The sequence below is a fragment of the Cupriavidus sp. 22TCCZM01-5 genome (assembly GCF_057798915.1).
The window spans coordinates 21,449-33,488 of sequence record NZ_JBYOJR010000053.1 but is presented as its reverse complement, the minus strand read 5'-3'; the positions used below and the strand labels follow the sequence as shown (position 1 = coordinate 33,488).

General features: G+C 61.3%; 9 protein-coding genes and 1 pseudogene. 3 read left to right on the top strand and 7 right to left on the bottom strand.

Annotated elements, in window-relative coordinates; all coding sequences use genetic code 11:
- The first annotated feature begins 672 nt into the window (after positions 1 to 672).
- Positions 673 to 957 (top strand): hypothetical protein, encoded by a 285-nt coding sequence (locus tag AC3FNH_RS30880; RefSeq protein ID WP_488722794.1) that lies wholly within the window; start codon positions 673 to 675, stop codon positions 955 to 957.
- 75 nt (positions 958 to 1,032) lie between these two features.
- Here the strand turns inward: AC3FNH_RS30880 and AC3FNH_RS30875 are convergent, their stop codons facing one another.
- The 3 genes from AC3FNH_RS30875 to AC3FNH_RS30865 are packed head-to-tail and all read right to left on the bottom strand — an operon-like array spanning position 1,033 to position 2,317.
- On the bottom strand, positions 1,033 to 1,497 hold the full coding sequence (locus AC3FNH_RS30875) for a HipA domain-containing protein (RefSeq protein WP_488722793.1): 465 nt from the start codon (positions 1,495 to 1,497) through the stop codon (positions 1,033 to 1,035).
- Between the two features lie 2 nt (positions 1,498 to 1,499).
- Positions 1,500 to 1,631 (bottom strand): hypothetical protein, encoded by a 132-nt coding sequence (locus AC3FNH_RS30870; protein ID WP_488722792.1) that lies wholly within the window; start codon positions 1,629 to 1,631, stop codon positions 1,500 to 1,502.
- Positions 1,625 to 2,317, bottom strand: coding sequence for a HipA N-terminal domain-containing protein (locus AC3FNH_RS30865; RefSeq protein ID WP_488722791.1), 693 nt, complete (start codon positions 2,315 to 2,317; stop codon positions 1,625 to 1,627). The genes AC3FNH_RS30870 and AC3FNH_RS30865 overlap by 7 nt, the downstream gene beginning before the upstream one ends.
- A gap of 1,325 nt (positions 2,318 to 3,642) precedes the next feature.
- Between AC3FNH_RS30865 and AC3FNH_RS30860 the strand changes: the two genes are divergently transcribed.
- Complete coding sequence (locus AC3FNH_RS30860) at positions 3,643 to 4,812, top strand: tyrosine-type recombinase/integrase (protein WP_488722790.1); 1,170 nt, start codon at positions 3,643 to 3,645, stop codon at positions 4,810 to 4,812.
- A gap of 599 nt (positions 4,813 to 5,411) precedes the next feature.
- Here AC3FNH_RS30860 and AC3FNH_RS30855 read toward each other — a convergent pair.
- The 3 genes from AC3FNH_RS30855 to AC3FNH_RS30845 form a co-directional block, all read right to left on the bottom strand.
- A complete protein-coding gene (locus AC3FNH_RS30855; RefSeq protein ID WP_488722789.1) occupies positions 5,412 to 5,918 on the bottom strand; it encodes a hypothetical protein in 507 nt (168 codons plus the stop codon).
- 166 nt (positions 5,919 to 6,084) lie between these two features.
- Positions 6,085 to 7,056, bottom strand: a complete 972-nt coding sequence (locus AC3FNH_RS30850) for a ParB/RepB/Spo0J family partition protein (RefSeq protein ID WP_488722788.1) — start codon at positions 7,054 to 7,056, stop codon at positions 6,085 to 6,087.
- Positions 7,053 to 8,264, bottom strand: coding sequence for a ParA family protein (locus AC3FNH_RS30845; RefSeq protein ID WP_276104012.1), 1,212 nt, complete (start codon positions 8,262 to 8,264; stop codon positions 7,053 to 7,055). Before AC3FNH_RS30845 ends, AC3FNH_RS30850 begins: the two co-directional genes overlap by 4 nt.
- Before the next feature lie 1,347 nt (positions 8,265 to 9,611).
- On the opposite strand from AC3FNH_RS30845, the gene AC3FNH_RS30840 reads away from it, so the two are divergent.
- Positions 9,612 to 11,009: a replication initiation protein gene (locus tag AC3FNH_RS30840; RefSeq protein WP_488722787.1), complete on the top strand. Its 1,398-nt coding sequence runs from the start codon at positions 9,612 to 9,614 to the stop codon at positions 11,007 to 11,009.
- A 174-nt stretch (positions 11,010 to 11,183) separates the two neighbouring features.
- On the opposite strand, the pseudogene AC3FNH_RS30835 reads toward AC3FNH_RS30840, so the two are convergent.
- Positions 11,184 to 11,630, bottom strand: a pseudogene (locus AC3FNH_RS30835) (tyrosine-type recombinase/integrase); the annotation flags it as partial.
- Positions 11,631 to 12,040: the final 410 nt, after the last annotated feature.

The window sequence follows — 12,040 nt, the reverse complement described above, 5'->3', positions numbered from 1 at the left end:
TTCACTGATTTGCTGGAGCAGGCTAAAGCACTGCATTAGCTAATTTCGCAACAGCTTCTAAGGGGCAGAAGCGATGCCGAGAGCGGCCCGCGAATGCAGGCCGTTTTTTGTGAGCCCACGACCAGCCGCCGGGCCGCCCCGGTGGGAGAGGGGGCACCTTCGCGATGCCCGGGGCATCCCGGTGTGGGTGGGGCGCGCCGCGCGGCGTGGGCACTCAGGCCGGCGCAGCCGGCCGTTGGCAGGGATGCCCATGGCCACAGCGTGGTGCCGCTGCGGGCGGCGCGCGAGCGCCGCCCGTTTTTTTGGGGCCTCATGGCGTGGCCCGGCGCTTGCGCCGGGCCGTGGGGCGCGCCGCGCCGCGTCCGCCTTGCGACCCTGTCATCGTGCGCCGGCGAGCGCCGCTCGCCGGCGTGGGCGGGCAGCGGCGACCGGCCGCTGTCGCTGCGCCTATGGCATGATCCGGTCGGCATGACCCGGCCTCGCGTCGGCTGGGGCCACCCAACGGACCATGGAGATACCGCGTGCAGCCAGCCCGATTCCCCGCCGTCTTGTGCGCCCTTGTGCTGGCAGGTCCCGCCGTGGCGGAGGTGGTGCCCGACGCCGACTGGTGGCTGTCCAAGACCCCGGCGACCCGTCACGCGTATTTGGACGGGTATCTGGATGGGCAATCCATTGCCCCTGCGCGATCTCGCCGCGTCATTGGGACCAACGGCAAACACGGCCACGGCCGAGCGCCAGTCGCGCATCCCGCTGACGGTCGATCGCGCCGCGCTGGAACGCCAGATCGAGCGGCTGTATCGTGATCCCCTGAACACGTACCTGCCGCTCGACGCGATCACGTTCATTGCCGGCGCACAGATCCAAGGCCAGTCGATGGAGGCGGAACTCCAGCGCCTGCGGCCATTGGCCTATGCCCGCTATCAGCAGGTCCGGCAACTGGAGCGCCCCAAGCGATGAGCCGTCCCGGTCCACCACAGGACCGGCCGAAACCGCATCGCGGCGACGACGCCCTTGCCCGACCGCGCCACGGCGTCAACGCGTGGCGTGCAGCAAGATGGCCTGCAGCGTGCCGTCCGGCCCACGCTGGATGCGCACGGGCTGGCCATCCACGGTACGCGCCAGCGCCGAGCCCTGCAGGTCCAGCTCGACCATCAGCCGGCTCCGCCCCGTGACCGGCACCAGCCCGGCGTCGGTGAGACGGACCACGATGTGGCTGGACGTACCCTGCTGCTGCACGAGCTGGGCCGCCAGCCGAATGCCCCGACTCAGATCGCCCTCGCCCAGCCCACGCAGCGTGGCCACGCTCGGTCGCTTGGACTTGGCGAGCTTGAGCGCCAACTCGCGGTCGGTGAGCTCCACGCCGAGCTTGTACTGGTATCGGTAGACCGTCGTCGTCACCACATCGAAGAGCGGCGAGAGTATGGGCGGCGCGGTATGCGGATCTTCGTACAGCAGCCCTAAGTTCTTCAGGTGCGCGTCGCCATTACGCACGAGCACGGTCAGTGCCAAATACTCGAAAAAAGCGCCGGCAACTGTCCCGGGGCATTCGCACCACAGCAGGCATTGATCACCTTTGCGATCTGCTCGTCGGACCCGCGGTACTTCTCGTCGTTGCTGCGGTTCGTCAGCACCACCATATCCTCGAAGCCGAGCTGCCGCCCCCGACCAGATCAAAGCGGGCCATCACGAAAAGCTGCCACGAATCCGACAGCCAGAAGTCCGGGACCGTCAGCCCCGCCCGGCGCGCCGCATCCATGCAGAGGAACTCGTTTTGCGCCAGATGCGAATAGTCCTCGCCACTGGCCCTGACGATCAGGTCCGGCATGACCACGCTCGCACGCGTGCCCAGCGGCACCGGCGGCTTGTCAGCGTCCGGAATCATGATCTTGGGCCGGAAGCCGCTGATGCCCGAAGTCAGGTAGGTATCCACGAGGTACTCGAACAGCTCGGCCGACCCCGCGTTCTCCAAGACCGTCGCAAGGCCCACCCCGGCGCCCAGCCGCTTCGCCGGTGCGTCGGGCTCTGCGTAGCGCAGGCGTCCGATCTGGTTGGCCCCGGTGAGCGACAGCAGCCGCATATCGTCGAGCTGCATGAGCTTGCCGAACTTGTGGCGGAGATAGCCCTCCGGGCGGTTCATCGCAAAGAGCGGATGCAGCACGGTGCTGCCATAGCTTTCGAGCCCGATCGGCATGCCCAGCGACACTTCGCAGGGCCGCTCGGTGGTCGTATAGTCGAAAACAAAGCGCGAGGCCTTGTCGAGCGTCCCCGACGCCCCTTGGGGCATGGTCGCCAGCAGCGTTTGAGCTTGTATTCTCATCCTCGTCCTCCAGCATGGCGCGCAGCGCAGCTGCCGTGGGGCGGGCATCGGTGATGGCCACTCCCTGTTTTTCTGAATAATTTCGACGCGCCCCCGCCAGCCGCGGTCCATGACGAGGCGCCACGCCATCAGATTGGCATCGGCGCCTTGAGGCGCCATGGCCGGTTGCGGGGCGGGCACGCGAGCGACCGGAAAGGGGGAGCGTTACGGGATCGGCGAAGTAACTGCGAGTTCGGCAGTTCGACGTAGTCTCATGAATGCTGAGCATTCATAGCCCTGACGTTGCCTTTCAGCAACTGTCGAAGGGAATAGTTACGGACGAAATCCAAATCAGAGCTTTTTGGCTGTGTGATTGCTCTTGCGCATGGTGAGCATCGCTCGCGCGATCCTTGATCCTCAACACCCTCCTTCAAAGAGGTTCGTCAAACCATTTCGTGATGAAAGACCAGCTGAAGTCTGCCCGCTTTCGCGTGGGGTGATGTTGCCTTGCGGCGCAACCCCCCATCCGTCCCATTACAGGACGGCCTTCGCTTTCTCAGTCCTCCTCTATCGCACCGCCCTGCCCGGATGGGCAGCGATATGGACTTACCGTGTTCCACATTGTTTGCAAGAATGGAGTAGGTTCAGTCTGTCCACCGTGTTGCCCCATATTTCCTCTGTAATAACGATGGTTGCGACCGTTCAGATACCTTAACCTTGCCATCCAGCCTAGCGCCCCATCCGCATTGACACTCGCAGATGCGCCTCGGTCTCGCGACTTTGGCGTGACTGACGTCGGGCTACGTTGTCCCGATGGCTTCACACGGGGCCGTTACCAGCCCCGCATGCACCGGTAGCCTGACGGAACGCCCGGTTTCCTTCCTCGCTTGTGAGGTGGTGAAGCAACAAATAATGCGACCTCACGTCGCGCAAAATAATTTACATTGCGTTTTTATCAGCATTTTGAGCCCGGTTCGATGTGACGCTCATTGAATTTTGTTATAGATCAAGCACTTAGCACCCCCAAACACAGATGGGACCGGATGGCGAGGGACATCTGAGTGAGTCCTAGGCAGTTCTGCGCTTTCCGGCTATCGGACCTTCCTACCGAGAGGTGCCTGGACCGCCCAGCGGACCAAAGATGATCGCCATCTCAGATCGAGGTGCGGTGCGCATGCTCCTTTTTTACTTACCATTATCCGAATAATGGTAAGTAGATGTGCTGGCTGGATATAATCGCTCACATCTGGCTCTAGAGCCCGCCGCTGGTCTTGCCCGGTGATGCGCCAGCCGGCTACCTACCTTCGCCGTGGCCAGCCATGACATCTGCCCAAACTGCCCCGCCAATGGATACCTCGCCCCTCTCGCCGAATGCGCTGGCTAGCCCGGTGCTGCCGGGTGGGCTCTCCGACGCCGAGCTGGTGCGCGCATGGATCGACGCCAAGTCCGCAGCGGGCCTTGGTCTGCGTGCCAGCACGCGCAGTCAATACGAGCTCGAGGCGCAGCGCCTGCTGTGGTATGCGCACGCGCTGGGCCGACCCATCGCCAGCTGGCAGGTTACCCATGCCAGCGACTATCTTGCCTTCCTGCGCGACCCGCCGGCGCACGCGGTTAGCGACGCCAGGGCGCGCCGCGGCAGCGCGGCTTGGCGGCCGCTGCGTGGCCCGCTTTCCGAGGCGTCGCGGCGTCAGAGCGCAGTTATCGTGGGCGGCCTGTTCGACTGGCTGGTACGGGTTGGGGCGCTGCGGATCAATCCGTTCGCGTCAGTGCCGCGAGTGCGCGCTGCCACAGGGCCGGGCTCTCAGCGGCGTTTTCTCGAACTGGAACAGGTCGCCGCGGTATTCGAAGCGATCGAAGTGCGTCCGGCGCCGACACGATGGGCGCAACTACACCAGGCGCGCGACCGCCTGCTAGTTGCGCTGCTGTTCCAGACGGGACTACGCGCCTCCGAGGTGACCGGGCTGACGTGGGCGGATTTCGAACGCCATCCTGGCCGGTCCGGTGCGTTCTGGACCGTGCGTATCCGTCACGCCAAAGGTGGCAACGATCAGCTGGTGCCGTGCGACAACGCGATGGACGAACTAGCGCGGTGGCGCCGTTTGGTGGGATTGCCGCCGACGCCGAGTGCCACCGACACCATGGCGGTCATCCCGGCGATCGCCAGCGGGCGGCTGCGCGCCGCACCGCTGGCCGATACGGTTGAGCTCCATCGAAAGTTGAGCCAGCCGCTGCGTACGCGCCAAGGGATCTACGCGGTCGTACGCGCGGCATTCGCCGAAGCGGCCGACCGCCTGGAGCGAGGATGCCGTAGCGAGGAAGCGGCCCGACTCCGGGCCGCGTCGACGCACTGGCTACGGCATACGCATGCCACACATCTGCTACGCGCCGGCGTACCGGTAACCGACGTGCAGCGTGCCTTGCGGCACCGCGACATCAACACCACGCGGCGGTACACCCACGAAGCGCTGGAAGACGTAGCGCATGCGCTAGCCGGCAAAATTCCGGGCGTCGCATAGAGTGCTGGTTGAGAGCACTCGTGCGCTCTCTCGCCGTGCGCCGCTGTCTTATCCAACTGTCTATGAAAGGCAGTGAAGAACCAGGGACGACAACCCTCGTTGATATGGCCCAGTGAGCAAGCGATCCACTGCGAATGTAGCCAAGTCAGACTGACCAGCATACGCGCCATGAAGCCGGGGGCCGGGTTCACCGAGATCGACATGCAGTTGCCCGCCCGGCCGTCGCAACTAAAATTCGTACTGAAATTTCCCCGCGACTTTATGGCTTGGGCATCAAGCGGAATTGATACCGGTCTCGCTCAATGCGGGAGGGCGATACCAGGGCCGCCCCAACTTGGGAACGTCACGAATGCCGCTCGTCAGCTTCCCGAACTGGGATGGTTGGTGAGTCGCGCCAAGCAACGTCGCAATTTGGGAAGGTCGGTGGGCCGCGCCAGGCACCGTCCAACTTGGGAAGGCCAGCGAGCCGTGCCAGGCAGCGTCCCGACTTGGGAAGGTCGGCGAGCCCGCCGGACAGCGCCCCAACTTGGGAAGGTCGGCGGGCCACGCCTGGCAGCGTGCCAACTTGGGATGGTCGACGAGCCGCGCCGGGTAGCGTCCTAACTCGGGAAGATCAGCGAGTCGCGCCGGGCATCGTCCCAACTTGGGAAGATCGGCGAGCTGTGCCTGGCGGCGTCCCAGCTTGGGAAGGTCAGCGAGCCGTGGCACTGCCCCAACTTGGGAAGGTCCGCGAGCTGCGGCCCGGCGCTGTCCCAATTTGGGAAGATTGGCGCGCCGTGCTTGGCACTATCCCAACATGGGAAGGCCAATGAGCTGCGCCGGGCACCGTCCCAACTTGGGAAGTCGACGAGCCGCGCCGGGCACCGTCCCAACTTGGGAAGGTCGACGAGCCGCGCCAGGCACCGTCCCAACCTGGGAAGGTCGACGAGCCGCGCCAGGTAGCGTCCCAACTTGGGAAGGTCGACGAGCCGCGCCAGGTAGCGTCCCAACTTGGGAAGGTCGACGAACCGCGCCAGGTAGCGTCCCAACTTGGGAAGGTCGACGAGCCGCGCCAGGTAGCGTCCCAGCTTGGGAAGGTCAGCGAGCAGCGCCAGGCACCGTCCCAACTTGGGAAGGTCGGCGAGTAGCGCCAGGCACCGTCCCAACTGTGGAAGGTCGGCGAGCCGTGCTTGGCACTGCCCCAACTTGGGAAGGTCGACCCGCGTCGCCCATGCTCAGCGTTCGACAATAAAAAAGCCCGCTCGAAGCGGGCGTGGTTACTTGTAGGTGTACCTACTTGGGCTGGTGGTGGAACGATTCGCTGATGAGCTGTCGGATTTGCGTCTCCAGGGCCTCGGACAGAACCCCAGCTCTGATCTTCACCGTGAAGCCGTTGACGTCCTTCGTAATGGAACCAGCCTGTTCCCTGCCGGAGAAGAACTTGTCAATACTTCGCTCACTCGCGGAACTCGGCGCCGATGCGCGCCGGGTTGCGAGTGCTTTGATAGCGCCAGCGACTTTCCCTTGCTCCATCTTTCCCGATGCTACGAGCGGCCAAATCTCTTTCGCAGCATCGTTGCCAGCTTCCCCATACTTCCGAATCGTCGTGACAATGGCTTCGGCCGCGCTTCCGCCGAGCAGCCGCGGTTGAAGGTCGAGATCCTGCAACACGAAATCCGGCAACTGCGCGAAGCTAAGGAATCGATAAAGACCGCTCTTGGACAGGCCAAGCGCCTCCGCAAGTCGTACGCGGGACGGAAATTCCTTCTCCGTGCGCCGGACCGACAGCGCAATTTCATAGTCAGAAAGGTCGTCGCGGCTAATGTTCTCGACCATGGCGAGCACCGCCATATCCGCATCAGAACACTCCACGACGACGGCCTTGACGGTATCGAACCCAAGCATTTTGTGGGCGCGCCACCGGCGCTCCCCTGCAACAATCTGGTAGCCGGATTCAGCGCGGCGTACCACGATCGGTTGCATGAGTCCCACTTCACGAATCGACTCAGCAAGCTCCGACAGCTTGCCTTCACTAAACACGCGACGGGGCTGCCATGGGTTCGGCACGATGTCAGCGACAGCGAGTTGCGACGCGACGCCGGCTGCCTCCAACTCTTGGACACGGAGTTGCGCAACGGCGAGCGCCCCGGTGAGGCCAGGCGCCGTCTGGGTTCGCTCGCTACGCTTGACTTCGTCCTGCTGAATCGCCGAGGTCTTGCGGATGCCCGCCGTCTTAGCCAGCAGCTGTTCTCGCATATTGCTCATTGCGCGCTCCTCCATTTTTCTGCATAGATTTCATCCAACCACCGGCAATAGTCCATAATCGGCTGACGCACGCGCTGCAGCGACTTGGCCGCGCTATGCGTGCTACTCACGTCGAACACCGTCGAGAATGCCAGCGCCCCGGTGCTCATCACCGAACTCGCCGGCACCTCGATCGAATGCAGCCACTTCTCATAAGCGCTCTGCGCCCAGGCACGCACAATGGGTGCCGACGAGGTGCGCCCATAATCGACCTTCGAGAGCAGCAACGAGACGAAGTCGTATTTCTTGTCGGCTTCATACTTGATGAAGCTTTTGGAGACGTCTGAAAACAAGCGCCAGAACGACAGCGAGCTGATGAAGTCGAGGTTCTCAGGAACCATCGGCATGACCATCGCGTCTGCCGCCAGCAAGGCGTTCAGGTTCATGTAGGAAAGCGAGGGAGACGTATCCATGAGGATATAGTCATAGTGCTTGCGCAACGGCTCTAACCCTTCCCTCAGCACCGTCCAGAAGCGAAAGCCAGGCTTGATTTTCTGCATCGCGGGCAGATGGAACTCTGCCCCAATCAGTTCGGTATGCGCAGGGATCAGGTCAAGGCCATCCCAATAGGTTGACTGGATGCTTCCCTGCAGTCCCCCCTCGATTTGCTGGTCGTAGATATAAGGCAAGACCGTGTCTTCTGGCGTGACATCCTTCTCGGCGTACAAGCCACACAGTTCCGAGAGTGAGGCCTGAGGATCCAGGTCGACAACCAGGACCTTTCTGCCACGCAATGTCAGCCCCTGAGCTAGGCACATAGTCGTGGTCGTCTTTGCCGAGCCGCCCTTGAGCTGGGCGGTAATAATGATTTTTCCTTCGGGCTCTCGCGTGCCTGTGACCAACGGCGTCTGGTAAATGTCGGAGACCTTCTGCACCCAGATGCGTGCCTCCTCGAGCGTGAAGGTTCGGGTACGCCCAGTACCGGCAGCCTTTCCGGGTGGCAATTCGCCGTCTCCCTTGGTCGCGAGGTACTGAACTTGCGAGTGGGAGATGTTGCACAGGTCTGCAATCTCCCCCGTCTTGAAAATCGGTGCGGTTTTTCGCGGCCGCGGTGCGAGAATCGTCTCGCGAAGTTCGTCTGTAAAAATGGTGACCTTTTCCGCGAACTGGGATATCTGCTCTAGCGGTACAGTTCGGTCGACTGCTGGAAGTTGGCTCGTTTTCACCATTCTGAGGTTTATCCGGATAACTCGATAAAGCTCAGAATACAGGAAACACTTGAGCAACGGCTCATAAATCGCTGTTTTTTAACTAAAGTTTCTTTGAAAACAACGATTTTGCCTAAATTTTGGGCAACCTCGGGACGTCTTGGGGTTCACATGATGGCTTTGGAAAGCCGTGCGACATTCCTCACCTTATAAGCAGAGCCAAAAGGTGGCACAAATGACCTCACCTTCAACCTGTTCATCGCCGTCGGCACCGGCAAGGTGAGGTCGATTGTGCCGTTCGGCAGAATTGGAGAAGTGAACTTGGCGAACTCTGGCACAATGAACCTCACCTTCGTTCCCTCCCAGTACAAGGTGGTCGGACGTTTGGTGTGGGGGAGGGCACCTGGTAAGCGCCGTCGCACAATCGACCTCACCTTTGCACGACCCATACAAAGAAGGGCATGACGCAAAAGCAGAGATGGTGAGGTCCTTTGTGCTGCTTTACAGCATGGATTAGCGCTGGAGCCTCATCACGTCGCAGTGACGACGATTTTCAGCCGTCAAGAGTGGAGCGGGGTGCACCTGCGCGCCGATGCACAATGGACCTCACCATCCTTTGAGCGGCGAGACCCTTTGCCTGGGAGCGGCGGTGAGGTTTGTTGTGCCCTCCACCTCTCTAATGGTCAGCACAAGAAACCTCACCTTCATCTCATGCACAAGGAACCTCACCATGCAGCTGAGCGCGGTGTTGGCCTTGCCCTGTCCAAGTGGGTCTACATGACCCCAGCGATCCTCTTGCAACTTCGGCGCCGTTCCGGTTAGAGATCACGACAACAGGGACGCAGAAATGGGTACGCTCGTGTGCAGCGATCAATAGGTCAATGCGCACTGATCGCTTCGAGACTGCAAGCGCCATGCTGGTTGGATGTTTTTTGAAGTAAACAACCTAGCAAACAAACGGAGAATCACGAAATCCTTTTCGATCAATGGCTTAACCCTTCAAAGGTGAGGTTAGCTGTGTCATTGGTGAGGTTCTCTGTGCTGCCAAGGTGCGGTTTACTGTGTGGCGCAGGTGAGGTCTATTCCGCGACAAGGTGAGGCTCATTGTGCAAACACCCCGAAGGTGAGATGTATTGTGCGGCACGTGTGGACAAGTCCGATTTGCCCAGGCGGGGCTATGGTTCGAACCACACGCGTAACGGATATTGGTGAGGTTGGTTGTGCGTCTGGTGAGGTTCGTTGTGCGCGTCACCCCAAACTGAGCCGACAGCGCGACGGACCAACGTGAAGGTGAGGTTTGTTGTGTTGACAGGACCTCACCATCACATGCTAGAGTCGCCCGAGAACAAGACGAGTGAGAAGACGAGTATGGAGACGGACAATCCAGTGGAGGTCAAAGCGAGAACGACGCCTCGCCAAATGGCGCTGGCATTGTTCGAAGACATGTTTGACCTCGGGTTGCCCATCAATGAGGCAAACCGGGAAATCGGCTATCAGCGCAATAATTTCTTCACGGAAATTGTCAACATGGGGTTGGCGGCGCGACGGTTCCTGGATGCCGCGTATTTCATCGTGGCACAAGAACCGGAGGTTCCAGACCAATACGATGTCGAGCTGAACTACTTCAAGTGGTTGATGCGCTATGACAGCCGTAACCTGAAGCACCTGCGCACCATCGCGGACGAAGCGCAGAATGCCAAGGTCCGGGTCACCAATACACCGTCAGACCGTGAGCCGGATGAGAACGATATCTGGGTCCAGGTTCAGTTGATCGGCATGGTGGCGATGCACCGCGGCCGCGTCCGTTTCGATGTGCATCACAGCTTGATCCCGCATATTCGAGACCCACGCAAATCTCACTGGCTCAGCCTTCGCATCTCAACGTCTTTTACCCGCAGCCTCGCGCGCGCGATCTATGACAAGGTCCTGCCAAGTGTGCCCAACGGGCGTACAGACTGGATCAAGCTCGAGGAGATGCGGACCTGGCCCGGAAAGATGGGCGCGAACGCGACCATCTTTAAATACTTCAAGCGCGACTGGCTGGAGCCGGCAGTTCGTGAAATCAATGACATCTCGGATATCGAGCTGTCCTACGAGACTAAGACCGAGTCGACGTCCTCCAAGAAGGTCGACCGGATTCGGTTTCTGCTCAAGCGCAAGGACACGGCGGACGCTGTCATGGCAAGCCTGTCCGATGCCAGCCAGATCTATAAGATCCTGAAGGAAGAGTTCAACCTCTCAACCCGTCAGTTCGGCGAGATTTCCGAGAACCGCGAGACATGGAACGATGATCGCATCCTGCAGGCGATCGAGTACACCCGCTTCAAGCTCAATCGCGGTCAGATCAAGAAGAGCCCCGCTGGCTATTTGATGAAGGCCTTGCGCGACAACTGGCGCATGTCAGAGGCCGAACGGACGATGGTTCAGGTCCAGACCAAGCTGCTCGTCGAAGAAGAACAGAAGGAAGCCGCGAAGATTGCTGTCAAGACAAGCGTGGAGCGCAGTGTGGCCTCGCGCGATGACGAGACTCGCGCTCGCATGAACGAAGAGTCGCGGCAAGGGCGCGAGCACTTCGGGGCGGCGGATACCAAAGCGCGAGGGGATTTTGTCCGGGCATGGCTCGCCTCGCGCGAGGGCAAGCTTGTGTTGAAGCGGATGAGGCTGGAGGCATCGTCCGTATCCGAAGACATCATCCTCGCGAATTCAGATTTGGCCTGGTACCTGGGCCAATTCGTGTTTGGGCGTATGGCTTCCTCGCGCGCTTGAAGGCCGCAGATTTCCTACCTGGCCGCTCGCGTCTGCGCGCGAAACTCGAATAACTCTCACGCGGCGCGGCTTTCGGTCACCCACCTGAAGCGCCAGCCAAAGGGGGGGAACGTCGGATGTGGATAAAGCCGCGAACGCCAAAGCTGGAGGAGGCCGATGGGCGTGCCAGGAAAACACCTTCAACGCCACCACTTCACTGGCGCGCAAGCCGGCGCCATAGGCGACCGCGAGCGCGGTCTGGTGCTTCAGGTTCCCGGCGGCCGCCAGCAGTCGAGCGACTTCGTCGGGGCTAAGAAGTACCACGGGCAGGGTGCGTGGTACTCGTACGGGGCGCATCTTGGCCATGCGTTGAGCATCGCCGAGCGTCACTTCAAAGAGGAACTTCAATCCGGTGATCGCGGCATTGAGCGAAACCGGGGAGATACCGTGATCGACCAGATGGAGTTGATAGCGCCGCAGGTCCTCGGTGCTCGCCGTGTCGGGAGCGCGGCCGAGAAAGGCCGCGAACTGGCACACGGCGCGGATGTATTGGGTCTCGGTCTGATCCGCAAGCTTGCGCATCCGCATGTCTTCGATCATGCGCTGGCGTAGCGGGCTGATGGTAGGCGTCGCGACTGACATGGCTGTGCTCCTGTCGAGGCTCGAGGCGAATTGCCTCGGTCCTCAACATAGGAAACAGCGCTGGCGATTGAGTCACTTCGCGCTTGGCCGGAGGGTTACCGCGCGAGCGGTTTAGTGTACGCCCGTGAGGGCGTGCTATCTGCGGGGTGTAAGTCCCCGTCGGAGTTGGCCACAGCTCCGTAGCTGAAGGTAACTGCGTCGTCGCGAGGCGGGGTAGTTCGGGCTTTTCCAGGAAGATGAAGCGACCACCGGCGAGGATGGCAAACTCGGAGTTCCCGAAACCCGCTCTGCAAGCTCCGAGGAGAAGTACGGCGGGGCGCAGAGATCGCGCTCGTCCACCAGCCGGCGTCGGTGTCGCGATCGACGGAAGATCATCAAGCCTGTCAAACCGCCTGTGCGGCGGTGGCTAC

What these genes read in the sequence shown, in the direction of transcription:
- AC3FNH_RS30860 (WP_488722790.1), top strand. Translation starts at nt 3,643, where the DNA reads ATGGATACCTCGCCCCTCTCGCCGAATGCGCTGGCTAGCCCGGTGCTG.
- AC3FNH_RS30850 (WP_488722788.1), bottom strand. Translation starts at nt 7,056, where the DNA reads ATGAGCAATATGCGAGAACAGCTGCTGGCTAAGACGGCGGGCATCCGC.
- AC3FNH_RS30845 (WP_276104012.1), bottom strand. Translation starts at nt 8,264, where the DNA reads ATGGTGAAAACGAGCCAACTTCCAGCAGTCGACCGAACTGTACCGCTA.
- AC3FNH_RS30865 (WP_488722791.1), bottom strand. Translation starts at nt 2,317, where the DNA reads ATGAGAATACAAGCTCAAACGCTGCTGGCGACCATGCCCCAAGGGGCG.
- AC3FNH_RS30840 (WP_488722787.1), top strand. Translation starts at nt 9,612, where the DNA reads ATGGAGACGGACAATCCAGTGGAGGTCAAAGCGAGAACGACGCCTCGC.